The following is a 24775-nucleotide window of genomic DNA, read 5'->3' as shown; positions in this document are numbered from 1 at the left end:
CACGTGTCAGCACAAGGCCACCTGTCGGAACGTCACACCTTCCTCCTGATTACCGACCTGTTCGGTCGATAGGTCGAATGATCGGCCGAGCCCCTCGAGCACCGCGCTCACCGACTGGGCCGGGGTCGAAGCGGCCGCCGTGATCCCGATCGAGCCGCTCTCTTCAAGCTTGGCGAAGTCGAGCTCGGACAGGTCGGCGACGAGCTGGACATTTTCGCAGCCCGCGGCGCGGGCGACCTCGACGAGACGACACGCGTTCGACGAAAAACTTTCGCCGACGATTATGAAGGCGTCGACCCTGCGGGCGATCGTCCTCACCGCCGACTGGCGATTGGTTGTAGCATAGCAGATGTCGCTGCCTTGGGGGCCGGCGATGCCGGGAAACCGCGCTTCGAGGCTCTCGACGATCCGGCGCGCCTCTTCGACCGCGAAGGTCGTCTGGATGGCATAGGCCACTGGCCCTCGCGCCGTCTCGGGCAGATGTTCGACCTCGTCGGCCGTTGCGACCACGTCGGCGGCGCCGGCCGGTAACTGGCCTAATGTACCATCGATCTCCGGGTGGCCGCGATGGCCGATCAGGATGACGTGGCGGCCATCCCTGTGATGGCGGCGCACCTCGCGATGAACCTTGTCGACGAGCGGACAGACGGCATCGAAGACGCGCAGGTTGCGCGCTTCGGCCGCCGCGATGATGTCGGGCGCAACGCCATGCGCCGAGAGGATCAGCACCGCGCCTTCCGGCACGTCCTCGACCTCCCGGACGAAGACCGCGCCGTGCGCTTCCAGGTGCTGCATCACCGATCGGTTGTGGACGATCGGGCGGCGGACATAGACGGGCGGCCCGAACTGGCTGAGCGCGCGCTCTACCGCATCGATCGCTCGGGTGACGCCGGCGCAAAACCCGCGTGGCGCAGCGAGCACCACATGCATCGGACGCGGCCGTGTCGAACGCGGTGAGGCGGAAAGGGATGCGCCGGGCGACGCGGGGGATGGCATCGATGACAACCTGCTTTCGGCCCCCGCCTCGTCGAAGGGTAACGGTCGGACGCTCAGCCGTCCACCTCATGTCATAAAAGATATCGGACGCGGATGTTCCGTCGGTTGTGTCCAGGCGCCACATCGAAAAGGACATCGTCGAATTTTGGCGGGCCGAATTTCATGGCGGGATCGCGCGAGAAGCCGAAACCTTCCCTGGGCATGGCGAGTAAAGTGTCTAGCTTGCCATTGCCATTTTCATCGTGAACCAAAGACAGCGCGTAGCGACCCGGAGAGAGGCCGACGAGCGTGATAGTCCCTCCGCCCGCCGCCACGGACCGCTTGATCGCCTTTGGATCCTTTGAGCAATCGGGAAAGTGGCGACTGTCCTGTGTCACGCAAAGCTGGATCAGGCCCTTGGCGTTCCGCAAGCCCGTCGGAACGACTTCAAGTTCAGCGCTCTGCGTGTCCGTCGCCAAGGCTTGAGAGGGTGCCAGCGCCAGCGTGACGATCATGATCGAAACGGCCCAAGCCGTGGTCGGTCCGGCAGAGGCGATCCCAGAAGCGGAAATATAGGCCATAATTGCACCTGTACTGGCGGTGATGCTGCTGATGATGGCTGGCGGTGATAAGCCAGCGGCCGATCGGCCCGTCGATGAGCCGGCGCGGGAACATCTCCCACCCCATGTGGTTCGTCACTCCCATGAGGGTCATGATGCCAAGCACCACCAGCAGCGCGCCCCAGTGGATCGGAATCATGAAGACCAGCGCTGGAATGACTACGGCGCCGGTCAGCGCCTCGATGGGGTGGAAGCTCATCGCCGCCCAGGCGGTCGGCGGGCGGCTCGCATGATGGACCGCATGGGCGATCCTGAATGGCGTGGGTCGGTGCATCCAACGGTGCGTCCAGTAGAACCAGGCATCGTGCGCGATAAGGAAGGCGAGCACCGACACGGGCCCGTACCACGACGGATAAGCGTGCAAATCATCGTAGATCAACGTCCAGCCCTGCGCCTGCCAGCCCCAGGCGACTATCCCCGCCGGCAGGCCATAGACGACCGCGCTGGCGAGCGACCAGGCGATTTCGCGGCGTATCTGTTCGCCGCGTCCCACATGGATATGCGGATGACGACGCGCCGACAGCCAGGCAAAGCCCCCGCTCGATACGAGATAGCGGCCCGCGATGATCGCGGTCATCGACAGACTGGTTACGAGGATGGCGAGCGTAGTCTCCACGACGCCCGACCTACACCATCATTTGGCGCGGCGCGACGCTCCTGCCATAGTGCCGCATGGCCGAACCCTCTGTGATCATTGCGGGCGGCGGACTCGCGGGCTGCCTCGTCGCTCTGGCCCTGTACCGACATCGTCCCGACCTTGATCTCATGCTGATCGAAGGCAGCGATCGTTTCGGGGGCGACCATGTCTGGTCCTTCTTCGACAGTGATCTTACGCCCGCCGAGCGCGCATTCGTCGACGATCTCGTCGTCGCATCGTGGCCGGGCAATCGCGTGGCTTTCCCAGCGCGGCAGAGGTCACTCGCCGGGAGCTATAACAGCTTGCGTTCCGAACGGCTCGACGCGGTGATCCGGGAAACCCTGCCGCCCGCGTCCCTGCGACTGGGCGTGCCCGTGACCCGCGTCGGGCCGACTGGAGTTAACCTTGCGGACGGGACAATCCTGGAGGCGTCATGCGTTATCGACGCGCGCGGAGCCGGCGACATGGCCGGTCTCGATCTGGGTTGGCAGAAGTTCGTCGGGCGGACCTATTGTTTCGCCCGCCCGCACGGCGTCACGCTTCCGATCATCATGGACGCGACCGTTGACCAGCGCGACGGCTATCGCTTCGTCTATTGCTTGCCATTCTCGGCCACCGAGATGCTTGTCGAGGATACTTATTATGCCGACGGTCCCGCGCTCGACGACCATGCGATCGGCGCGCGGATTGCGGCGTATGTCGCGGACCAGGGCTGGCCTGCGCACAAGACGCTCGCCGAGGAACGCGGGGTTTTGCCGGTTGCGATGGGCGGCGATGTCGCGACCCTATGGGAAGGCGCCGACGTCGCCCGACTGGGGCTGCGCGGCGGCTTCTTCCACCCCACCACGGGCTATTCGCTGCCTGATGCCGTGCGCAATGCACTCCTTCTCGCCGAGCAGACCGACATGACAAGTGCGGGCTTGTGCCGCCTTTTCCGGAGAGAAGCCGAGCGGCTGTGGCGCGATCGAGCCTTTTACCGTCTGCTCAACCGCATGCTGTTTCGCGCCGCCGAACCTGATCGACGTTATCGCGTGCTCGAGCATTTCTATCGGCTGGATGAGGCGCTGATCGGACGCTTTTACGCTGGCCGCTCCACCCTGCTCGACAAGGCCCGCATCCTGAGCGGGCGTCCGCCGGTAGCCCTATGGCGCGCGGCGGCGGCGATGACAGACATGAAAAAAGGGCGGGCGGTATGAAGCGAGCAGCGGTTATCGGAGCCGGATTCGGCGGGCTCGCACTCGCGATTCGGCTGCAGGCGGCGGGGATCGAAACCACGATCGTTGAAGCGCGCGACAAGGTTGGGGGACGCGCCTATGTGTGGCGCCGCGATGGCTTCACCTTCGATGCGGGCCCCACCGTCATCACCGATCCAGCCTGCCTGTCGGCGCTCTGGGCCCTAAGCGGGCATGACATCGCGGCCGATGTCGAACTGGTGCCGGTCTCGCCATTCTACCGTCTGTCCTGGCCCGATGGTGACAGCTTCGACTATACCAATGACGATGCGCTACTGACCGAGCAGATCGCACGGCTCGATCCCCACGACGTCGAGGGCTATCGCCGTTTCCTCGCTTATTCGGCGGGCGTCTACGTTGAAGGTTATGAGAAGCTGGGCGCGGTGCCCTTTCTCGATTTCCGCGCGATGCTGCGCGCCGTACCGGCACTGGCACGTTACCAAGCGTGGCGCTCGGTCTATTCGATCGTGTCGGGCTTCGTGCGCTCGGAAAAGTTGCGCCAGGCGCTGTCGTTTCACACGCTGCTCGTCGGCGGCAATCCGATGACGACAAGTTCGATCTATGCGCTCATCCACAAGCTCGAGCGCGACGGCGGGGTCTGGTTCGCAAAGGGGGGAACAAATGCGCTCGTCGCGGGCATGGCGCGGCAGTTTGCGCGGATCGGCGGCCGAATCCGCCTTGGCGATCCGGTGACTGAGATCGAAACCGCAGGCGACCGGGTGACGACCGTGACCACCGCGAGCGGATGGTGCGATACGTTCGACGCGATCGCCTCCAACGGTGACGTCGTGCGCAGCTACGAATGGATACGTGGCCATAAACGTGGCCCTGAGGCTGCACGCCGTCTGAGGCGTAAACGCTTCTCGCCGTCCTTGTTCGTCGTCCATTTCGGGGTTCGGGGTACCTTCCCCGAGATCCCGCACCATAACATCCTGTTCGGCCCGCGCTACAAGGGCTTGCTCGACGATATCTACGGCACCGACGCGCTTGCGCCCGACCCTGCACTCTATGTGCACCATCCCAGCGTCACCGACGGATCGATGGCCCCCGAAGGCTTTTCGACCTTCTACGCGTTGGCGCCGGTGCCCCACTTGGGCCGACACAGTCCCGACTGGACCGAAGAGGGGCCCCGCTATGAAGCGCGCATCCTTGACATCATCGAGGCGCGGCTCATCCCGAATCTGCGCGACAGGTTGGTCACTCGCTTTCACTACAGCCCGATCGATTTCGCGACCGATCTCGGCGCGCATCTGGGATCGGCCTTCAGCCTTGAGCCGTTGCTGACCCAGAGCGCATGGTTCCGCGTGCACAATCGCGACGATGTCCTGTCCAATTTCTACTTCGTCGGTGCCGGAACCCATCCGGGTGCCGGCATTCCCGGCGTCGTCGGCAGCGCGCACGCGACCGCCGGGCTGATGATCGATGATCTTGGCCGCTGATCGCTCGGCGCTTGTCGCCCAGGCCGAGGCGACCATTGTGCGAGGATCGCAGTCTTTCGCGATGGCGAGCCGACTGTTCGATCGCGTGACGCGTGAGCGCGCCTGGCTGCTCTATGCCTGGTGCAGGACCTGCGACGATGTCGTCGACGGTCAAGTTCTCGGCCATAATATGGCCGTGCCCGCCGATCCGCTCGACCGCTTCGAGACAGCATTTCGCCAAACTATGGACGCACTCGACGGCCGGCCGGTCGATGATCCGGCGTTCCAGGGCCTTGCCCTTGTCGTCGACGAAACCGCGATGCCGCGCCGGTTCGTATCCGACCATCTCGCCGGCTTCGAAGCCGACGCGCGGGGGTGGCGCCCGCAGAATGCCGACGATCTGTTCCGCTACTGTTATCAGGTAGCTGGCGTCGTCGGGTGCATGATGGCGGTGGTCATGGGGGTCAGCCCGCACGACGACGACACACTCGATCGTGCCTGCGATCTTGGCATTGCTTTTCAGCTATCGAACATCGCCCGCGACATCGTCGAGGATGCAGACAATGGCCGCTGTTATATCCCGGAGGACTGGCTCGCCGAAGCAGGCTTGAACGAAGCCGAACTGAGAATTCCTTCGACCGCCCCCCAGCGAGCGACATTTGCGGCGCGCCTCGTCGCCATAGCCGATCGTCATGAAGCTTCGGCGAGAGTCGGCGCCGCGCGGCTGCCCTTCCGCTGCCGCTGGGCGATCTTGTCGGCCGCCGGCATCTATGGCGGAATCGGGCGCGAGGTCGTTCGACGCGGGCATCGCGCGTGGGACGAGCGTGTCCGGATCTCCGGCAGCAAAAAGGCTATGCTCGCTATGCAGGCGCTGATCGCGAGCAGTCTGCCAAGCCCCCGAGACATGGTGCGCGACGGGCTGTGGTCGCGTCCGCGCTAAGGGATTTTGCTACGCGCCGCCGGCAATCGCCACCAAGGCAAGTGCGGATGGCGGTGATGTTCGTGATGATAACCGAAATGGTAGCAGGTCAGGAGCGACACCAACCAAGGATAGTCTGAACTGTGTGCGCGATGTTCATCGGCGAACGGGACGCCACGATGTGCATGCGGCAGGAAGGTGCCGAACCAGAAAAGCTGGAGCGACGACAGGATCGCTGGGAGCGCCCAGAATAACAGCAGATTAACGTAGGGGACGCGCAGGGCGAAGGTGAGGACTGCCACCGCCACAGTAAGAACGATCACCTCGCGAATGCCAAAATATTCTCGAAAGAACGCGGCATACCAGCGGAAGACATTGGTCGGGGCGGGCGCGTGAAAGTCGGGATCCTCGACGGTGCCTGGTGCCCGGTGGTGCTGCATGTGCTTCGGCGCAAGGCGGTCGAACGAGAAGCCGGCATAAGCGAGCAGCGCGGTCGTCCCGATCAGACCGTTGAGGTGGGGACGACCCGGCGCCAGCGAGCCATGCATGGCGTCGTGCGCCACGATAAATAGACCGACGTCGAGCCAACACAGAACTATGACAAGGGCAAACCCGACGAACGTGCTGTGCGTGGCAAGATCGACCCCGAAGAAGCCGTAGAGCGTCAACGCCAGCCAGCCCGCGAAGATCGCGGAGGCGAGGAGGAGGCCGATGATCGTCTGGCGCCCGCGCATTTCAATCCCGCAGACGTTGCCGGACGCGCTTCGCGAGCGCTTCGACCGGCGGGGCATAGAGGAACCCGAAGGAGACGGCGCCCTCACGAGTTCTCACCGCGTGGTGGATGTGGTGGGCCTTGATCAGGCGCAGAAGATAACCGCGGCGTGGCGCGTGGACGAAAGGGAAGCGGCGATGGACGAGGCCGTCATGGAGAAGTGCGTAGAGCAGGCCGTAGAGCGCCATGCCGATGCCGATCCAATAAGGCCATTCCCGCCACGTCGAGCGGAGGATGAGCGCGAGGCTGAGCGCGGCAAACATGAGTCCAAAGGCGTCGTTCGCCTCAAAAGGCCCGGAGCGCGGGCGATGATGCGAGCGGTGGAGCGACCACCCGATTCCATGCATGACATAGCGATGCACCGTATAGGCGACACCTTCCATCACGAAGACGGTAGCAAGCGCGATCGCGAAGCCGGTGAGGATCGAGGACGTCATGAAATCCCTCAAGAGACCTAGCTTATAGAACAAGACCGATCAGTGCCACCGGATCTCGATATGGGCTCGATACGGGACGTTTGCGACGCTGGCTTCATGACGCCGGCAGGTTATTTATATAGCCCTCGATCGCAGCGTGCCGCAGGGATCGAGGCAGCGGTCATCATCGTATACAAGCTCTGCTTGCGGGCGTTCAACCCGCGATAGCGCGAGGCCCCTTGCGACGACAGGAAAGGAACGGCATTATCGCCATATAACTGATCATCGCCGGGAAAGGTCCGCTCCGGCGCATACTTGTTCATTGTTTTGCTCCACCTTCTCCGGCGTCGGAGACTCCGGCAAACCCGGAGCGATTCAATCTGTCGGGGCGATGGCAGACTGCGAGATGGCTTATTCTAGTGGCAGATGAGGTCTGAACGCATGATGGACGCGTTGGCCCCTAGCTCCGGTTCGCATTGCGCCCGTTTGGTCGCAAGCCAGACGGGAACAACAAGAAGCTGGCGCGTTCTGTCAGATAGCGTGACGGTTTCGAGCGGGCGCGAACGAGATCACAGGGGGGCTCAGCCATTGCTTAAGACCTTTGCATGACCACTCCGCAATGGCTTTCCGTCGCAACGCTCATCGGCATGATGGCCCTCTTCCTCTGGGGGCGCTTCCGATATGATGTGACTGCGATCATTGCGTTGCTCGCAGCCATCGCATTGGGCATCGTCAGCCCCAAGGATGCCTTTGCCGGCTTTTCGGACGACATCGTGATAATTGTCGGGTCCGCGCTGGTCATCTCTGCAGCGATGCAGCGTTCCGGGCTGATCGAAGGTGCGCTCAGGCTGCTCGGCGGCCATGTGACGCGGGTGCGGTCCCAACTTCTGGTACTGACGGCTTCGGTCGGTATCGCTTCTGCATTGGTCAAGAATGTCGGCGCACTGGCGATGCTGATGCCGGCAGCCTTCCAGATGGCGAAGACGAACAAGACGAGTTCTTCGGTCTTCCTGATGCCGATGTCATTTGCATCGCTGCTGGGCGGGTTGATGACGCTGGTCGGGACCTCCCCCAACATCATCGTCAGCCGCGTGCGTCAGGAAATGACGGGTGAGCCGTTCGGCATGTTCGATTATCTGCCAACCGGGCTTGGCCTGCTGATCGTGGGACTCATCTTTCTGCGCTTCGGCTACCGCCTGCTGCCACGCGAGAGGCGAGCCGCCGCGACGCTGGGCGAAGCGCTGGACATTTCGAGCTATGTTACCGAAGCGCAGATCATGGAAGGTTCTCCTGCCGAGGGAGAGTCGATCCGAGAGTTCGTAGAGCGGCACAGGCGCGAGATTGGCGTCACTCGGGTTCTGCGCGCCGACATACGCACAATTCCGTCGGCCGATCTCATCCTGCATCGGAACGACACGTTGATCCTGACAGGCGCGCCCGATGCGCTGGAACGGGTGATCGCGCGCGACAACCTAGCGCTGGTGGGTGGCGATCGCGAACAGCCGAAGGGCAGCAAGGGCGACGAGATCGGCGTAATCGAGGGCGTGATCGGAGCTTCCTCGGTCATGATCGACCAGACAGCGGCGCGCATGCGGCTTCAGGAGCGTTATGGCGTCAATCTGATTGCCCTGTCGCGCTCCGCCGAGCGACTGACCCACCAACTTGGTAACATAAAGCTCAGCTCCGGCGACGTGATCGTGCTGCAGGGGCCGCTCAAACTGCTGACCGATCGACTCCGGGATCTGGGCGTATTGCCGCTTGCACAACGAACGCTGCGGCTCGGCGCGTCGGGACGCAGCTGGCTACCGCTGATCGTGTTGGCCGCGGCGATGACAGCAACCGCGGCGGGGCTCGTCCCAGTCGCCGTGGCCTTCTTTGCGGCCGCGGGAATCGTAATGGCAACCGGCACTTTGCCGTTGCGCGAAGCCTATGACGCCGTCGAATGGCCGATCCTCGTAATGCTCGGTGCGCTGATTCCGGTGAGCGATTCACTTCGCACGACGGGTGCGTCGGACGTTATCGCGACCCAACTCGCGCAACTCGCTTCCACTTTGCCACCGTGGGGGGCGGTTGCGCTCATCCTCGTCGTCGCGATGGCAGTGACCCCGTTCCTCAACAATGCCGCCACCGTGCTTGTTATGGCGCCCATCGCAGCGGTCTTCGCACACGACCTCGGCTATCGTCCCGAGGCTTTCCTGATCGCCACCGCTATCGGCGCGGGCTGCGATTTCCTCACGCCGATCGGGCACCAGTGCAACACGCTGGTTCTCGGCCCTGGCGGCTACAAGTTCAGCGATTATGCGCGATTGGGCGCACCGTTATCGCTAATTGTCATTCTCGTCGGAACACCTCTTGTCATGTGGGCATGGCCTCTACGCTAGGCCGCAGACTCATAACGTGCTGCACCAGATGCGAACGCAGACGAGTTTGACGGCAGGGAGATAATTGGCGGCGTTCTTGTCGTATCGAGTAGCGATGGCGCGAAAATGCTTGACCGAACCGTCGATCAATTCCGAACAATCCACCACGCTGCTCATCGGACCCCTGCTGGTTAGGCTCAGGGCGCTTAATTGGAGTGAGTGAAATCGATGTGACAGGTTCGCGGACTGGGGGCGCTGTTGCAGGCCTGCGGAGGGATCACTCGGGAAAGGCGGACAATTCGAGTCATGTTTCGCTGCCCTTTCCTGCCAAAACGGGATCCGGGGTTCGCGCTTCCCGATCGATAGAATGAGTGCAGCTGCCTCCGCGATCCGCCCTCCGTTTGGCGCCGACAGAGAAGAGATTTATAGAGGAGCGCCATTCCCGTAGGCTCGCTTTACAGCACCATCACGGCCGTTGGCCGCTGCTGCTAATGGGCTGCTTCATCGACTTTTCGTGCTTCAAATCGTTTGAGCTAGCTGAACCAATCGATCGTCGAGCCGTTCCGCCCGAAGCGTCGCAAGCCAGAGTAAGATCCTGATTTGGAGGCAAGATGAGCAAACACACGGCCGACCATCCGGACATCAAACCATTTGAAGGACCGGCAGGCGGCTGGGGTTCGGTTCGCTCGCTCGCCGAGATACTCCCGCGCGAGCGGATCCCGCCGGAAGCCCTCATCGAACTGGCGCGGCAGAACAAGCCGGACGGCTTCATGTGCGTCAGCTGTGCATGGCCCAAACCCGCTGATCATCACCCCGCCGAGTTTTGCGAGGAAGGCGCCAAAGCGACCGCGTGGGAACTGACCACGTTGCGCACCACTCCGGACTTTTTCCAGGAGCACACGCTCGACGAACTACGCAGCTGGCGCGATTATGATCTGGAGCAGAATGGCCGGCTGACTCACCCGCTGCGCTACGACGTAGTCACCGACAAATATGTGGCGTGTAGTTGGGAAGAAGCATTCAACGCGATCGGGGAGGCGCTTCGGCCGCTCGATCCGAATGCGGTCGTTTTCTATTCATCGGGGCGTGCCAGCCTCGAAGCATCCTACATGTATGGGCTGATGGCCAGGATGTATGGCAACCAGAACCTGCCCGACAGTTCGAACATGTGCCACGAATCGACCTCGGTCGGGCTCAAGGCAGCGATCGGCGTACCCGTAGGCACCACCCAACTGAAGGATTTCGACGATTGCGACGCGATCTTCTTCTTCGGGCAGAATGTCGGATCGAACGCGCCGCGTATGCTCCACGACTTGCGCAAGGCGCGCAAGCGCGGGGTGGAGATCGTCACCTTCAATCCGCTGAAGGAGCGTGGGCTCGAACGCTTCACCGATCCGCAGAACCCGGTCGAGATGACGACGCTGAGCGAGACGGTGATTTCGACCCAATATCATCAGGTGAAGGCCGGCGGAGACATCGCTGCGATGACCGGCATCGCCAAATTCCTGATCGAATGGGACGATGCGAAGGCGCCGGGCGAGCCGGGTGTCCTCGACCATGATTTCATCGCCGAGCATACCAAGGATTTCGATGCGTTCGCAGCCAAGGTCCGCGCGACGGAGTGGGAGGACATCGTGCGCGAGTCCGGCCTTGATCTGACGGCGATCGAAAATGCTGCTCGTGTTTATGCCAACGCGAAGGCGGTGCTCGCGATCTACGGCATGGGTCTGACCCAGCATGTGAAGGGCGTCGAGAATGTCCGCATGGTGGTGAACCTGCTTTTGATGCGCGGGAATATCGGCAAGCCCGGCGCGGGGCCGACGCCGGTGCGCGGCCATTCGAACGTTCAGGGGCAGCGCACGGTCGGCATCACCGAAAAGACCGAACTCGCACCGGTCGACAAGCTCAAGCAACTTTACGGCTTCGATCCGCCGACTGAGAAAGGTCTCGACACGGTAGAGACATGTCGCGGCGTGATCGACGGCAGCGTCAAGGCGGTCATTGGCCTGGGCGGCAACTTCCTGCGCGCCGTGCCAGAGACGGCGGCGATGGAAGAAGCGTGGCCGCGGCTCGAACTCTCAGTGCAGATCGCGACTAAGCTTAACCGAAACCACCTGTTCCCTGGCCACCAGACCTACTTGCTACCCTGCCTCGGCCGGATCGAGGAGGACGTGCAGGCAAGCGGCCCGCAAGCAGTGTCGGTCGAGGATTCGACCAGTTGCATTCACGGATCGCGCGGAAAGGTGGCTCCGGCCAGCCCGCATCTCCTGTCCGAACCACGGATCGTGGCCGAGATCGCCAAACGGATCGTGCCCCCCAATCCGCGCGTCGATTGGGACGGGTGGGTCGCGGACTATGCACGCATCCGCGACGCGATCGAGGCGACCTATCCCGAGGTCTTCAAGGACTTCAACGCGCGCCTGCTTACTCCCGGCGGCTTTTGGAAGGGTAATAAGGCGGCCGAGCGCGTCTGGCTGACGCCCAGCGGCAAGGCGGAATTTTTGGCGCCAACCGGCTTGTCTTCCACCGGCTTTGACGATGCTGATGGCCGCTATCGCCTGATCACGCTGCGATCGAACGACCAGTTCAACACCACGATCTACGGCTATCATGATCGCTTTCGTGGGGTGAACGGCACCCGCGACGTGCTGTTCATCAATTCCGAGGACATGGCGGCGGCCGGCTTAACCGACGGGCAGGTGGTCGCGCTCGAATCCGACGCAGGCGACGGCAAAAAGCGGAGGCGCGATGGACTGATCGTGACCCCTTACGATATTCCGCGCGGCTGCCTCGGTGCTTATTATCCGGAGGCCAATGTGCTGATGCCGGTCGAGCATCATGCCGACGAGAGTCATGTGCCTGCCGCCAAATCCGTGCCGGTGCGCGTTTGCGTATGACGTGGCTGGGGAACGGAGTGCCGCTCGCCCGGTTGTCTGCGCCATGAGCGCGCCCGCCAAAGCCTCGCCCGATGGCATCGAAGATCGGCACGTCTCCGCGACCGGATGGTTTCAGCGCCACGCCAATCCGACCTCGCTGATCCTGATCGCGCTGCTGCTCGCCACGGCACTGCTCGGCGTGTTGGGCGGGCATCCCAATCCCACGCACATCGCCGCCGGCGATGCGGTGCGACTGTCGGTCAAGAGCCCGGCGATCCTGCGAAACGGGACATTCTACGAAATGCGTATCCGGATCGAGCCACGCGTGCCGATCGCGGACGTGACGCTCGCGATATCGCTGCGGCTGTGGCGCGACATCACGATCAACTCCGCGATTCCTGCTGCGGAGAACGAGAGTTTCAAGGACGGCATGGTTCACATGTCGTTCGGTCCCGGCGAACCGGGCGAGCCGATCGAAATCAAGTTCGACGGGCAGGTCAATCCGCCGCTGGTCGGCCGGAACGAGGGCGTCGTCGCGGTCTATGACGGCGATCGAAAGCTGGTGTCGCTGCCCATGAGCGTGCGGGTTCTCCCCTGATGGACATCGTCCTGCGCGCCACGTTGATGTTCTTCATCCTCTACGTCCTGCTCAGGGTGCTGGGGAAGCGTGAACTCAGCCAGATGACGCCGTTCGAGCTGGTGACGTTGATCGTGCTGGGCGACCTTATCCAGCAGGGGGTGACTCACAACGATTTCAGCCTGACGGGAGCGGTGCTGGCGATCACCACCTTCGCCTTCTGGGGATTGGCGATGAGCTGGGGGAGCTATGTGTCGCCTCGGCTCGAAAAGCTGTTTGAGGGCGAGCCGCGCGTGATCATCCGCCATGGCGAGCTGCTGAGAGACAATCTGCGGCGCGATCGGCTCACCCGCGCCGAGGTGGAGAGCGAGATGCGGTTGGCGGGCATCGCACGCATCGCGGAGGTCGATTGGGCTATCCTCGAAACCAACGGCAAGATCAGCTTCATCGGGCGTTCGGCTGGCGACGACAGCGCCCAGCGCGACGATGATGGTCCGGTGTAGATGCAAGTGTGGATCCCTTATTGCGGCGCGGCGCCAGTGCCTGCCGACTGGCTTGCGCGTTGGAATTTCGATCCGGCGGTGCTGGCTGGACTGGTGTTATGCGGCGGTTGGCTGACGCTTCGCGCGGTTGCAGGGCGCGAGCGAAACACAGCGGTGCTGGCGATCGGCCTGCTTGCTATCCTCTTTGTGTCACCGTTTTGCGCGCTGAGTTCGGCGCTGTTCTCGGCGCGGGTCGCGCATCATCTCGTGCTGACCGCTATCACCGCGCCGCTCTTCGCTATCGGCCTGCCGCGGCTGGCGCTGCCGGGTGGAGCAATCGGTTGGGCGGCGCTCCACGCGCTGATCTTCTGGGCATGGCACACGCCGCAGGCTTACGCGATCGCACTGTCGAGCGACGCGATGTACTGGCTGATGCAATTCAGTCTGCTCGCCAGCGCACTGGGAATGTGGAGCGCCGTCTTGCGCGGACCGGCTTTGCTCGGCATCGGCGCATTGTTGGCGTCGATGGTCCAGATGGGCCTGCTGGGCGCATTGATCAGTTTCGCGAGCCGTCCGCTCTACGCGCCACACTGGCTGACCACGCAGGCGTGGGGGCTTGCATCGCTCGAGGATCAGCAACTCGCGGGGCTGCTGATGTGGGTCGCGGGTTCCGCCCTTTATCTCGGTGCGGCGATGTGGATCGGGCTGCGCTGGAAGGCGCTGGCGGCATTGCGCGCATGATCGAGGCGATCCGCGCCTGGGCTGCGCAGCACACGTCCGAGGGTCGTTATTCGCCGGTCGGTCAGATCTTCCACTGGGTGATGGCCGCGCTGATCACGTTCCAGCTTTACTGGGGCTGGCATATGAGTCGACTGCCAGTCGGCGGCGAAAAGCTGTCCGGATATTTGGTTCATGCCGAGCTGGGGCTGCTGATGCTGGTCCTGGCACTGTTGCGTTTCCTGTGGCGGATGATCGTGCCCGGTCCGGTCAACGACGCCGATCGCCTCGGCTGGCAGACTTGGGCAGCGCACGTCACCCATGTTCTGTTCTACATCTGCTTTTTCGGCCTGCCGTTGAGCGGTTGGGCGATGTGGTCGGCGCTCGATCCCGATCTTCCGCTCGCGGTGGCGGGCGTGATCCCTTGGCCCCAAATGCCGTTCGAGACACTGCCCGGTTGGATTCAGTGGATAGTGCTCGACTGGGCCGAGGATATCCACGTGGTGCTTATCGTCGTGCTGCTCGTCATGATTCCGCTCCATGTCGGCGCGGCACTCAAGCATCATTTCTGGGACAAGCATGACGTTTTGCGCGGAATGCTGCCCGATCTCAACGAGGATGAGGTCCGGGAAGAGCCACGGCATGGACTGACACCGCGCGAGCCTGCTCCGGAGAAAACCGGCGGCTGACGTGCCGCATCTCGCCCAGCGGATCGTTGTAGCGCCGCCCCTCGCGCCACGCGGCGAGTTGCGCCTCGACATAAGCGGCGGGTTGCGCACTTAGTGGCGGATTGGCCGGGCCGCGCCCTTCGCCGCGCGATCCGTGGCAGTTGACGCAGGCGGCGTATAGGCGATTGCCTTCCGCATCTGTGGGCCTCGCGATCGGCGGGGGCGCGGGCAGCCCGGCATAATAAGCCGAGACCTTGCCACGATCGTCCAGCGACAGCTTTCGCGCCACGGTGCGCATCGGCACATGGTCGCGACGCCCATTCACATAGTCGTCGAGCTGGCGTTGTAGATAGCCGACGTCGAGCCCGGCCAGGCGCGGTGACAATGCGCCATCGCCCTCGCCATGCAGGCCGTGGCAGGTGACGCACGCGGCGGCCACCCCACCATCGCCGCCGCTCATCGCGATGATCTGCCCGGTTTCACGAAAGCGATCGTCGGATCGCTCGCCAACACAGCCGCCCGCTGCCACGCACGCCAACACCCCTATGGTCCTGAGAAGAAAGCCGTAGTCCACGCGCAGTGGAACCTATCGTCCGCCGCGTCGGTTCCCCAGCCGAAACGACGGAAGACCAGATGCGCTTCACAGGGGGAATGATCGGATCGATGGCGGTCCTGCTGACCGGATGCGACGCCGCCGCGCTGCGGCCTGCGGCGGCCGACGGTGCCGCGATTGCGCGCGGCCGCGAAGCGGCGGTGCGACTGGGGTGCGGCGCATGCCATGTCCTGCCAGGTGTCGATTGGCCACGCGGGCGGGTCGGCCCGGCGCTGAGCGAGATGGGCGACCGCGCACTGATCGCGGGCCGCCTGCCGAACCGCCCCGATATTCTCGCCCATTTCGTCCGCGACGCGCCCGCGCTCCTCCCCGGCAGCGCAATGCCGGCACTGCCGATGCGCGATCGCGATGCCACCGACATCGCCGCCTGGCTCGGAAGCCTCCATGCAGACTGACGGGCCGCTGCACCACGATGCCGATCTGGCGCGCGTTCTTGATGGCTGGCCGCCGCCGGTGCTCGATCCCGCGGGGCCTTATTCCGAACCGATCACAGTGCTCGCATGGGCTCTTCTGATCGGAGGCACATTGGTGCTCGCGCTGGTGCTGGTGGCGCTCGGTGTTGCGCTGTTCGGATCGGGCAGGACCAAGGCGCGGCTGGGCGGTGAGAAGGCGATCTGGATATTCGGCGTCGCATGTCCGGTTGTCGTGCTCACCGGATTGCTGGTCTGGGGACTGACGCTGACCAGTCACCTTTCCGCCGGCCTGCCGACGGGCAAGGAGATGCGCGTCCGCGTGATCGGCGAAATGTGGTGGTGGCGCGTCCACTATCTGGATGCTGTGGGGCGCGAGACCGTCCGCGATGCCAATGAACTGCATATCCCGACCGGCATACCGGTGCTGCTGGAGTTGCAATCGGCCGATGTTATCCACAGTTTCTGGGTGCCGCGTCTCGGCGGCAAGATGGACATGGTGCCGGGGCGCACCAACCGCCTGCTGATCCAGGCCGACCGCCCTGGAATCTACAAGGGCCAGTGCGCCGAATATTGCGGGGGGCCGCACGCATTGATGGGCTTCATCGTGATCGCGCATGATCCTGCAGATTTCGCCCGCTGGCGCGCGTCGCGCCGCCCCGCGCCGATCGCGGGCGATTTGGTCGCGCGCGGTGCCAGGCTGTTCGACACGGTCGGCTGCGCGGCATGTCATACCGTCCGCGGCACGCCCGCCGATGGCATGGCCGGACCCGATCTGACGCATGTTGGATCGCGCGGGACGATCGGTGCGGGCATCCTGCCCAACAATGCAGGAACGCTCGCCGGATGGATCGCCGACAGCCAGGCGATCAAGCCCGGCAACCGCATGCCGCCCTATCGCCAGCTTTCCGCCGACGATCTGCGTGCGCTTACCGCGTATATGGCAAGCCGACGATGAGATCGGAGACGGGCTTCGATCCCGGTCTATACGCGCGTTTTCCGACGCAGGAACCCCGCCCGCCCGAGGAGGAACAGGAGCTCCGTCGCATCTGGTGCGCGCCCAAGGGCTGGGAATATCTCACCGTCGTCAACAACAACTATGTCGGGATCTACTATCTCGGCACCGCCTTTCTGTTCTTCCTGCTCGCGGGCGTGCTCGCGCTGCTGATGCGGGTGCAGCTTGCCGCGCCGCTGGTCGATATCCTGCCGCAAGCGACCTACAATCAGGTCTTCACCATGCACGGCACGGTGATGATGTTCCTGTTCGCGGTGCCGGCGGTCGAGGCTGCTGGCGTTTTGCTCCTCCCGCAGATGCTCGCAGCGCGCGATCTGCCCTTTCCGCGTCTCTCAGCCTATGCCTTCTGGGCCTATGCGGTGGGCGGGCTGTGCTTCTTCGCGTCGCTTTTCGTAGGGCTGGCGCCCGACGGAGGGTGGTTCATGTATCCACCGTTGACATCGAAAGCCTATTCGCCCGGCATCAACACCGACTTCTGGCTGCTCGGTATCGGTTTCATCGAGATTTCGGCGATCGCGGGCGCGATCGAGATCATCGTCGGCGTGTTGCGCACCCGCGCGCCGGGCATGAGCCTCGACAAGATGCCGATCTTCGCCTGGTCGATGCTCGTCTTCGCGGTGATGATCGTGATCGCCTTCCCCAGTGTTATCTTGGGCACGCTGCTGCTAGAAATCGAACGCGCGTTCAACTGGCCGTTCTTCGATGCGACGCGCGGCGGCGATCCGATGCTGTGGCAGCACCTCTTCTGGTTCTTCGGCCACCCCGAGGTTTACATCATCTTCCTGCCCGCGGCCGGGCTGATGAGCATGATCGTGCCGACGATCGCGCAGACCGAGCTGGTCGGATATCGGCTGATCGTGCTGGCGATGATCGCGACCGGCTTCATCAGTTTCGGCGTATGGGCGCACCATATGTTCACCACGGGTATGCCGGCGATGACGACGGGCTTCTTCTCGGCGGCATCGATGGCGGTCAGCGTGCCGGCGGGGATCCAGGTGTTTTCGTGGATCGGCACGCTCGCGGCGGGCAAGCCCCGCTTCAACGCGCCCGGCCTGTTCGTGATGGGCAGTATCGTGATCTTCGTGACCGGCGGACTGACCGGCGTGATGGTCGCGCTCGTCCCGTTCGATTGGCAGGCGCATGACAGCTATTTCATCGTCGCCCACCTCCATTATGTTCTGATGGGTGGGATGGTTTTCCCCCTCTTCGCCGCCTTTTACTATTGGACCCCGATGGTCAGTCGCCGCGCGTTGAGCGAGCGGTTGGCCAAATGGGTGTTCGCGCTGATGTTTGTCGGAATGAATGTCGCCTTCATGCCGATGCATCTGGCGGGGCTGATGGGCATGCCACGCCGCGTCTATACCTATCTGCCCGGTAACGGCTGGGATCTACCTAACCTCATTTCGACGCTGGGCGCGTTCATGCTGGCGGCCGGGATAGTGTTGTTCTTGATCGATCTGGCCCGCAACTTTCGCCTGGCACCGGCTGAGGGCAATGCCGGCAACATATATCGCGCGGGTTCACTCGAATGGCTGCCAACCGAACTCTATTCGACCCGCTCGATCCCGGTGGTGAAGAGCCGCGAGCCCTTGTGGGACGATCCGGGCATCTCGGACGATGTCGAGCAGGGCCGCTACTTCCTGCCGCGATCGGCGACGGGATTGCGTGAGACGATCGTCACCAGTCCGTTGCTGGCCGAACCCCAATATCTGCAGATCATGCCGGGCCCATCGGTCTGGCCGTTCGCGGCGGCGATCTTCACGGCGGGCTTCTTTCTGGCGCTTACGGTGCAAGCCTATGCGTTCGGACTGACGAGCGGCGTGCTTGCGGTGATCGCGGTGTTGCGCTGGATGTGGGAAACCGATCGGCCCGTCGACATGGAAGGCGTCGATATCGGCGCAGACATTCGCGTGCCGACCTATATGACCGGGCCGCGGAGCCACGGCTGGTGGGCGATGATCATCCTGCTGATCGTTCTCGGCATGATCTTTGTGATGGCGCTGTTCGGGAACGCCTTCCTCTGGTCGAACCAGATTACCTTCTGGCAAGCGCCGCCGGTTTTCGGCAATGCGCTACCGATCTTGGGATTGGAGGCGATGGGCGTCGCGGTGGCGCTGGCGGCGCGCAGGATCCTGTCGCGCAGTGTTACCATGTCGCTCGGCGCGCTGATCGTGGCGGCGGCGGCGCTCATCGCAGCGCTGCTGCTCGATCATCGTCAATGGCAGCTGACCGGCCTGTTGCCCGATATGAGCGGACAGGGCGCCAGTTTGTTCGCCCTCCTTGCGCTCCAGGCGACCGTGCTGGCGATCGCAGTACTGATGGCGGGTTACACGATCGTCCGCGCGATCAACGGTCTCGTGACGCGACCGGCGAACAATACGGTCGATCTGACCGCGCTGTTCCTGACCTATGCGGGCGGGCAGGGGTTCGCGGGCACGATCGTTCCGCGGCTGCTGGACGTCGTATGATGGCGGTACGGACCGCATAGCGCTTTCCGCCCTGACATCGGCCGCGCTGGCAGGCGAAGTCGCAGTCGTTTTTCGCACAGGGCAGTACCGCAATAGCGAAGCCTTCCATCAATGGCGTGATGGGATTGGGTTACAGATCGCGGCGCTCGCCGCGCTCGCGATCCTCTGGCAAACATTGCCGGTCCTGGCCGTAAACTCATTAAGGCGCTTGAGATTTGACGTTCCAGGGGATTCAGGCGTCCCATTGATTGGAAGTTTTGATGACACGGCGGTGGTACGAACTGACGGATCGGGAATGGGCGATCATCGAACCGCATGTCGACCACGATCACCACCGCGCTCGCGGCGACGCTCGCCCTCACCATCGCAAGCGGCGCGATCGCAGCCCCCGCCGCCGCCCCGACCGAGAAATGCTATGGCGTGTCGCTTGCCGGCAAAACCGCGGTGATCGCGATCTTCGTATATTCCGATGCCTGGCCGACCCATTTGAGCTGGCTCGGCTGTTGCTCCCGCCGATCGCGAGGGGCGGCGGAGCGTGGGCTTTGGACCAAACAGCGCAACGAGTTTTCGGCGCGAACGCCAGCGAAACCAAACGGCCACTCCATAAGGTTTAGTGGGACGGGCCAATCGGAAGGCGCGTCGCGAACTAATCACATTATTCTGAAAGCCGTCGTCGCTCCCGGTATCTGACATACCAAGAGGATCTGTGCTCGTGCGGTTTGGGCGGTCCGAGCAACCTATCGAAACGATGGGCGTTACGCGAAGAGCACGGGGGACGATATTTGGTACACGCCCAGTCTTCCGGATACGTTCCTACGGCCAAGGGGGCTGAGATTCGACGGACTGATCTCTTGTGGCCTCAGCAATCGTTGACCAACTCTCTATGAACGCTGAGACCCCGTTCGGAGCTGCCGCTCGTGAGCAACTCGACCGCTTCCCGCTTTACCGTTGGTGGCGGCGTTCGATTGTTGGCTCAATCGATCACGAACATGTCATGGAAAAGATCATAGCAGAGAGCGGGTGGTCGCCACGTTATGCCTTCATGACGATGATGTCAGCCGGCATCGCGGTTCTCGGCCTTTTGCTATCGTCGCCCGCGGTCGTAATCGGTGCAATGCTGATCTCACCCTTGATGAGCCCAATTCTGGGTCTTGGGTTCAGCCTCGCGCTATTCGACTTCGCCGAGATGCGCCGAGCGCTCATCGCGCTCGCGATCGGGTCGGGCGTAGCGGTGATGTTCACTGCGATCATCGTCCTGCTTTCACCGCTCCAGGCGCCGACACCCGAAATCATCGCGCGCACGCGGCCTAACCTCTTCGACCTTGCGGTAGCACTCTTCGCCGCGTTGGCAGGAACATTTGCCATCATACGCGGGCGGGGGGACACTGTGGTCGGCGTCGCGATCGCCACGGCCCTGATGCCGCCGCTTGCCGTCGTTGGCTATGGGCTTGCGACCTGGAACCTCGCGGTTCTTGGGGGTGCTTTCGCGCTGTTTGTGACCAACTTTGTCACGATCGCTCTGTCCGCAACGATCATGGCGCGCATTTACGGATTTGGGCACCACCTTTCGAGCCAGCAGAGCTGGACCCAGACGGTACTCCTGCTCCTCGTTTTCATTGTGATGGCTATCCCGCTGGGCGTCTCGCTCAGGCGCATTGCGACCGAAGCTGTCATCGTCAGCCAGGTTCGTTCCTCGCTCAACGAACAGTTCGACAGTCGCGCCCGCGTTACCCAACTCGATGTCAATTTCGACAAGACACCGATTGCGATCCGGTCCGTCGTCATCACGCCGCGCGACACGGTACAACAGGCCGGCAAGGTCGAGGCGGCGCTACGACAGCGTCTCAAAAGGCTACTGACGCTGCAACTCGATCAGGTCGTGCTCGATCCTGGCGCGCGGGCGTTCGATGCCCAGAAGGAAGAGCTGCGCCAGGCCGGAGACGCCGCAACGGCGGAAACGGCGCTTGTGTCGACCATTTCGCGCGCACTCGCTTTGGCCGCGGGCACCTCGCCCGAGCAGGTGCTCGTCGATCGGGACCATCGTCGCGCGTCGGTCGCGGCGGCCGTGCTGCCGGGTGCGGACCTTGCGACTTACCGCACCCTAGAACAGCGGGCCGCGACTGATGCGCGCGGGTGGACAATTGCTTTGACGCCGCCTCAGTTGGCTCTTCCCGAAATCGGCTTTGCCGACAATAGCGACGAGCTGGATGAGGCCGGGCTGGCAGCGACCGAAATTTCCATCTGGGCAGCACAACGATGGAATCTGCCGGCCCTGGCAGTACCCGGACTTCCGGACACCCTAACCGACAAGCCCTTGTTGGCGGAGCGTCGCGCTCGGCGCATTGCCGATCTCGTAACCAAGGCCGGCCTGCGGCCGACGTCGGCCCCTGCGGAGGGGCAGCGCTTCCGCCTCGCCGCGCCCACGACGCGCTGACGAAACGCGCATGAGTCCCGCCGCCCTTAGCGCCACCATATTGGTGATAGCGCTGACCTTGTTTGTCAGCGAGAAGGTGCGGCACGACCTGGTTGCCCTCATCGCACTGTTCGCCTGTCTCGCTGTTGGCCTGGTGACGCCTGCCGAAGCCTTCGAGGGCTTTGCTGATCCAGCGGTGCTGGCGGTGGCCGCGATTCTCGTGGTCGGCCGCGCGGTCGAGCTTTCGGGCGTTGCGTCCGTCATCGCCAAGGTGGTCATTCCTGAGAAGGCGGGTTTTCTGTCGAGACTCGTGACACTGCTCGCAGTGGCAATGCTGTTGTCCGCTTTCATGAACAACATCGCAGCTCTGGTCATAACGATGCCTATTGCGGCCGAGGTCGCCCGTGATGCGCGCAAGCCGCCCGCGACAACTCTCATGCCCCTCGCCTTCGCAACAATCCTTGGGGGAATGACCACACTGATCGGCACACCCGCCAATCTTATCCTGTCGTCGGTGCGCGAGACCGAACTGGGTGCACCGTTCGGCTTCTTCACAATGACGCCCGTCGGCGTCGCTGTCGCGCTTGCCGGGCTCCTCTATCTTGCGTGGATCGGTTGGCGACTGCTCCCGATCCGCGAGAGCGCCGAGCATCAAAAGCGTCCGCCTTGGCGGGTCTTCGAACTCGCCATACCAGAGGGCGGCCTTGCGCCATCGGATTTGCGCAAGCGGCTGCTTCACGCCAAAGCCCGAGCGCTGGCTCATTTTCGCGACACCCATCGCCTCCCGGTGGGCGGCGACCTGCCTCTCGAGCAGGGGGACCGCTTGCTCATCATCTCGCGCGCCAATCAATGGACGGTGGCCGAGCGAACGGGCCTGCTCACCGGGGCGCAACTCGCTGGAGCACCGGATGTCGTCACCGCTCGCGTTGTGGTCGCGCATGGCTCACCGCTCATCGGGCTGGGTTATGATCAGGTGCGCACGCAGAGCGACGACCGGCTCGAAGTGGTGGCAGTCGGCCCACGTGTCGCACGGGAAAAGCAGCCGCTCGTGCGCATGCGGATCAGCGCGGGCGATCAGCTTTACATCCGCGGCTCGAAGCACGAGCTTGCCCAATTCGTCGCAGGCGCCCGCCTGCTCGAAGTCGACCGGCTAGATCCCATGCCGGTCGCGCCGCTACGCGCGGCCGCAACGCTCGCTGTTTTCGTTCTGTCGATCGCAGCGGTGGTCATTGGCGGCGTCTCGCCCGCTATAGCCTTTCTCGCTGCCGCTGCGGCGCTGGCGGCACTGCGCCTTCTGCCGGCCAAAGAAATCTATCGCTCTGTCGACTGGCCGATCATCGTTTTGCTCGCTGCAATGATACCCGTTGGCCAGAGCTTCGATGACAGTGGCGCCGCGGCGATCGCGGCGCAATGGCTCGGCCACACGCTGGCGGGCCTGCCTTTGACAGCGGTGCTTGCTGCGCTGTGCGCTGTAACCATGCTGCTGTCGATCTTTCTCAACAATGTGGCGACGGCGGTCATCATGGGACCGCTAGCTATCGATGTCGCTCGGCTCCTAGGTGTCGACCCCGACGCAGCACTACTGGCGGTGCTCATTGGCGCGTCATCGGATTTTCTGACTCCCATCGGACACCAGAATAATCTGCTTGTGATGTCGCCCGGCGGGTATCGTTTCACCGACTATGCACGCATGGGCGCCGCACTGGTTGTCATCGTCATTATCACGGCTGCGGTGGTGCTAACGGTTCTCCACAGTTGATCATCGTCCTGCGCGTCGGCCTCTCGAACCATGACGTCCAGCCATGCCAGCGGGCGGGGATAGAGCGAATGGCAATCCCTATCCAAAACGTAGGACATAGTGGCTCGAAAAATATATCGTGGTACGATGTTCCTTCGCACAAGGCCGTGCATTAGACAGCGTCCATTCCCGGCCCGGATTCTCCGGTCCCAGGAGCGGACCAAAAGGCAATTTCATGCTGATTCCCGTCGCCGCGCTTTCGAGCGCTGTTCTTGTGACCCTGTTTCTCAGCTTCGGTCGATTTGCCCGATCGGACGGCTGGCGCGCCACGGTCACACCGCTCGCGTCGATCATCGGCAGCGGCTTTCTCATCTGCGGACCGATCCTAGCCAGAGAGTTCGGCCGGGCCGCGATCGTCGCCGAGGCAGCACTACTGCTGATAGCCTATGCAGCCGGCGCGGTGATCCGTTTCAACATCATCCACGTCGAGAATTACCTCGCCAAGGCTTCCTTCAACGACCCGGTGAGCTGGCTCGCACGCGCCACCCAAGGTGTCCTGGCGCTGGCATATGCGATATCGGTGGCTTACTATCTCAAGCTGCTTGCCGAGTTTCTGCTGAAGCCAATCGCTGTCGGCCCAGCATGGCACCACCTTGCTTCGAACATGACGGTCACCGCGATCATCATCGCGATCATTCTGCTCGCTTATGGCAATGGACTGAAGCGTGTCGAGCATCTGGCGCACGGCACCGTCTCTTTCAAGATCGGGATTATCGCTGGCTTGCTCACCGGGCTGGCCTGCTGGTGGCTTACCAATGCTGCCGCCGATCCGCTTCCTCCGGCGCGCGTGTCGGTCGCGAGCATCCCGTTGCTGCTCGGGCTGGTGATCACGGTGCAGGGGTTCGAGACGTCGCGCTATCTGGGCCACGCCTATTCGCAGGAGATTCGCATCCGCACGATGCGACACGCCCAGTGGATCGCCTCGGCAATCTACCTCGCCTTCCTTCTCCTGCTGACGCCCTTTCTCGGACGCGCCGCCGAAGCGGAGGGCGTAGCGGGGATCCTCGACATCATGACCATGGTGTCGCCCGCACTTGGCGTCTTCGTGCTGGTCGGCGCGCTCTCGAGCCAGCTCAGCGCCGCGGTGGCGGACTCGATCGGGTCTGGTGGATTGATGAGCGAGGTCACCCGCCGCAAACTCAGCGTCCAGCTCGCCTTCGCACTGGCGGGCGCGCTGGCCGTAGTCGTTGTCTGGCTGACCGATCCTTTCGAGGTCGTGGCAATTTCGTCACGCGCCTTCGCGCTTTTTTATGCGCTCCAGTGCGTTCTGGCGTTCACGGTGGCTCGGCGCACTGGGGCAGGCCGGTTGGCGCAATATCTTGGTTTTATCGTCGTCGGCCTCATCTGCCTCGTCGCCGTCTTTGTTGGCGCTCCGGCGGAAGGCTGAGA

Annotated in this window: 24 protein-coding genes and 1 pseudogene; 17 read left to right on the top strand and 8 right to left on the bottom strand. The window is 63.2% G+C overall.

The genetic code is table 11. The features are described 5' to 3' along the window. Window positions 1-6: 6 nt before the first annotated feature. From ispH to FYJ91_RS06735, 3 genes are all read right to left on the bottom strand, one after another. Window positions 7-930, bottom strand: coding sequence for a 4-hydroxy-3-methylbut-2-enyl diphosphate reductase (gene ispH / locus FYJ91_RS06745; protein ID WP_219822565.1), 924 nt, complete (start codon window positions 928-930; stop codon window positions 7-9). Window positions 931-1067: 137 nt separating this feature from the next. Further along, window positions 1068-1490, bottom strand: coding sequence for a DUF2141 domain-containing protein (locus tag FYJ91_RS06740; protein WP_149521527.1), 423 nt, complete (start codon window positions 1488-1490; stop codon window positions 1068-1070). Further along, window positions 1429-2172, bottom strand: coding sequence for a sterol desaturase family protein (locus tag FYJ91_RS06735; protein ID WP_149522295.1), 744 nt, complete (start codon window positions 2170-2172; stop codon window positions 1429-1431). The genes FYJ91_RS06740 and FYJ91_RS06735 overlap by 62 nt, the downstream gene beginning before the upstream one ends. A 95-nt stretch (window positions 2173-2267) precedes the next feature. On the opposite strand from FYJ91_RS06735, the gene crtY reads away from it, so the two are divergent. From crtY to FYJ91_RS06720, 3 genes are read left to right on the top strand one after another with little or no spacing between them, the layout of a single operon-like run. Next, window positions 2268-3428 carry a lycopene beta-cyclase CrtY gene (crtY, locus tag FYJ91_RS06730; protein WP_149521526.1) on the top strand — a complete coding sequence of 387 codons (1161 nt, stop codon included), beginning with the start codon at window positions 2268-2270 and terminating at the stop codon, window positions 3426-3428. Next, a complete protein-coding gene (locus tag FYJ91_RS06725; RefSeq protein ID WP_149521525.1) occupies window positions 3425-4903 on the top strand; it encodes a phytoene desaturase in 1479 nt (492 codons plus the stop codon). The genes crtY and FYJ91_RS06725 overlap by 4 nt, the downstream gene beginning before the upstream one ends. Beyond that, the gene (locus FYJ91_RS06720) at window positions 4887-5822 is read left to right on the top strand and encodes a phytoene/squalene synthase family protein (RefSeq protein WP_149521524.1); all 936 of its coding nucleotides are present in this window, start codon (window positions 4887-4889) and stop codon (window positions 5820-5822) included. The genes FYJ91_RS06725 and FYJ91_RS06720 overlap by 17 nt, the downstream gene beginning before the upstream one ends. On the opposite strand, the gene FYJ91_RS06715 is transcribed toward FYJ91_RS06720, so the two are convergent. From FYJ91_RS06715 to FYJ91_RS06705, 3 genes are all read right to left on the bottom strand, one after another. After that, on the bottom strand, window positions 5819-6535 hold the full coding sequence (locus tag FYJ91_RS06715) for a fatty acid desaturase (RefSeq protein WP_149521523.1): 717 nt from the start codon (window positions 6533-6535) through the stop codon (window positions 5819-5821). The two genes, FYJ91_RS06720 and FYJ91_RS06715, sit on opposite strands and share 4 nt — an antisense overlap. A 1-nt stretch (window position 6536) precedes the next feature. Continuing rightward, window positions 6537-7010 (bottom strand): sterol desaturase family protein, encoded by a 474-nt coding sequence (locus tag FYJ91_RS06710; RefSeq protein ID WP_149521522.1) that lies wholly within the window; start codon window positions 7008-7010, stop codon window positions 6537-6539. Window positions 7011-7120: 110 nt separating this feature from the next. Then, the gene (locus tag FYJ91_RS06705; protein ID WP_149521521.1) at window positions 7121-7312 is read right to left on the bottom strand and encodes a hypothetical protein; all 192 of its coding nucleotides are present in this window, start codon (window positions 7310-7312) and stop codon (window positions 7121-7123) included. 282 nt (window positions 7313-7594) lie between these two features. Here FYJ91_RS06705 and FYJ91_RS06700 point away from each other — a divergent pair, with 282 nt between their 5' ends. Then, the gene (locus FYJ91_RS06700) at window positions 7595-9370 is read left to right on the top strand and encodes an SLC13 family permease (protein ID WP_149521520.1); all 1776 of its coding nucleotides are present in this window, start codon (window positions 7595-7597) and stop codon (window positions 9368-9370) included. Between the two features lie 9 nt (window positions 9371-9379). Here FYJ91_RS06700 and FYJ91_RS20535 read toward each other — a convergent pair whose 3' ends face one another. Beyond that, window positions 9380-9526 (bottom strand): hypothetical protein, encoded by a 147-nt coding sequence (locus FYJ91_RS20535; protein ID WP_181008385.1) that lies wholly within the window; start codon window positions 9524-9526, stop codon window positions 9380-9382. Between the two features lie 434 nt (window positions 9527-9960). Here FYJ91_RS20535 and FYJ91_RS06695 point away from each other — a divergent pair, with 434 nt between their 5' ends. The 5 genes from FYJ91_RS06695 to FYJ91_RS06675 are packed head-to-tail and all read left to right on the top strand — an operon-like array spanning window position 9961 to window position 14690. Next, on the top strand, window positions 9961-12246 hold the full coding sequence (locus FYJ91_RS06695; RefSeq protein ID WP_149521519.1) for an FdhF/YdeP family oxidoreductase: 2286 nt from the start codon (window positions 9961-9963) through the stop codon (window positions 12244-12246). 43 nt (window positions 12247-12289) lie between these two features. Then, window positions 12290-12823 carry a hypothetical protein gene (locus FYJ91_RS06690; protein WP_149521518.1) on the top strand — a complete coding sequence of 178 codons (534 nt, stop codon included), beginning with the start codon at window positions 12290-12292 and terminating at the stop codon, window positions 12821-12823. Then, complete coding sequence (locus FYJ91_RS06685) at window positions 12823-13305, top strand: DUF421 domain-containing protein (RefSeq protein ID WP_149521517.1); 483 nt, start codon at window positions 12823-12825, stop codon at window positions 13303-13305. Before FYJ91_RS06690 ends, FYJ91_RS06685 begins: the two co-directional genes overlap by 1 nt. Then, window positions 13306-14025, top strand: coding sequence for a cytochrome c oxidase assembly protein (locus FYJ91_RS06680; RefSeq protein WP_149521516.1), 720 nt, complete (start codon window positions 13306-13308; stop codon window positions 14023-14025). Beyond that, the gene (locus FYJ91_RS06675) at window positions 14022-14690 is read left to right on the top strand and encodes a cytochrome b (protein ID WP_149522294.1); all 669 of its coding nucleotides are present in this window, start codon (window positions 14022-14024) and stop codon (window positions 14688-14690) included. The genes FYJ91_RS06680 and FYJ91_RS06675 overlap by 4 nt, the downstream gene beginning before the upstream one ends. On the opposite strand, the gene FYJ91_RS06670 is transcribed toward FYJ91_RS06675, so the two are convergent. Next, complete coding sequence (locus FYJ91_RS06670; RefSeq protein WP_149521515.1) at window positions 14611-15210, bottom strand: c-type cytochrome; 600 nt, start codon at window positions 15208-15210, stop codon at window positions 14611-14613. The genes FYJ91_RS06675 and FYJ91_RS06670 overlap by 80 nt on opposite strands. A gap of 92 nt (window positions 15211-15302) precedes the next feature. Here FYJ91_RS06670 and FYJ91_RS06665 point away from each other — a divergent pair, with 92 nt between their 5' ends. The 8 genes and pseudogenes from FYJ91_RS06665 to FYJ91_RS06635 all read left to right on the top strand — a co-directional run bounded on the left by FYJ91_RS06665 (window position 15303) and on the right by FYJ91_RS06635 (window position 24773). Next, window positions 15303-15677 (top strand): c-type cytochrome, encoded by a 375-nt coding sequence (locus FYJ91_RS06665; RefSeq protein WP_246152502.1) that lies wholly within the window; start codon window positions 15303-15305, stop codon window positions 15675-15677. Beyond that, window positions 15631-16323, top strand: a pseudogene (gene coxB / locus FYJ91_RS06660) (cytochrome c oxidase subunit II); the annotation flags it as partial. The gene FYJ91_RS06665 and the pseudogene coxB, both read left to right, overlap by 47 nt. After that, a complete protein-coding gene (locus tag FYJ91_RS21080) occupies window positions 16300-16650 on the top strand; it encodes a c-type cytochrome (RefSeq protein ID WP_425474009.1) in 351 nt (116 codons plus the stop codon). The pseudogene coxB and the gene FYJ91_RS21080, both read left to right, overlap by 24 nt. Continuing rightward, a complete protein-coding gene (locus tag FYJ91_RS06655; RefSeq protein WP_149521513.1) occupies window positions 16647-19175 on the top strand; it encodes a cbb3-type cytochrome c oxidase subunit I in 2529 nt (842 codons plus the stop codon). Before FYJ91_RS21080 ends, FYJ91_RS06655 begins: the two co-directional genes overlap by 4 nt. 315 nt (window positions 19176-19490) lie before the next feature. Beyond that, window positions 19491-19865 (top strand): hypothetical protein, encoded by a 375-nt coding sequence (locus tag FYJ91_RS21075; protein WP_425473987.1) that lies wholly within the window; start codon window positions 19491-19493, stop codon window positions 19863-19865. A gap of 193 nt (window positions 19866-20058) precedes the next feature. Next, entirely contained in the window at window positions 20059-21609 is a 1551-nt protein-coding gene (locus tag FYJ91_RS06645) for a DUF389 domain-containing protein (protein ID WP_149521512.1), read from the top strand. 10 nt (window positions 21610-21619) lie between these two features. Beyond that, window positions 21620-23347 carry an SLC13 family permease gene (locus FYJ91_RS06640; protein ID WP_149521511.1) on the top strand — a complete coding sequence of 576 codons (1728 nt, stop codon included), beginning with the start codon at window positions 21620-21622 and terminating at the stop codon, window positions 23345-23347. 214 nt (window positions 23348-23561) lie between these two features. Beyond that, window positions 23562-24773 carry a hypothetical protein gene (locus FYJ91_RS06635; RefSeq protein ID WP_149521510.1) on the top strand — a complete coding sequence of 404 codons (1212 nt, stop codon included), beginning with the start codon at window positions 23562-23564 and terminating at the stop codon, window positions 24771-24773. The last annotated feature ends 2 nt before the right edge of the window (window positions 24774-24775 follow it).

This window comes from Sphingomonas montanisoli, from assembly GCF_008274695.1.
Classification (GTDB): Bacteria; Pseudomonadota; Alphaproteobacteria; order Sphingomonadales; family Sphingomonadaceae; genus Rhizorhabdus; species Rhizorhabdus montanisoli.
Note: the sequence above shows the minus strand (reverse complement) of the source record. Positions and strands in the feature narration are given on the sequence as shown.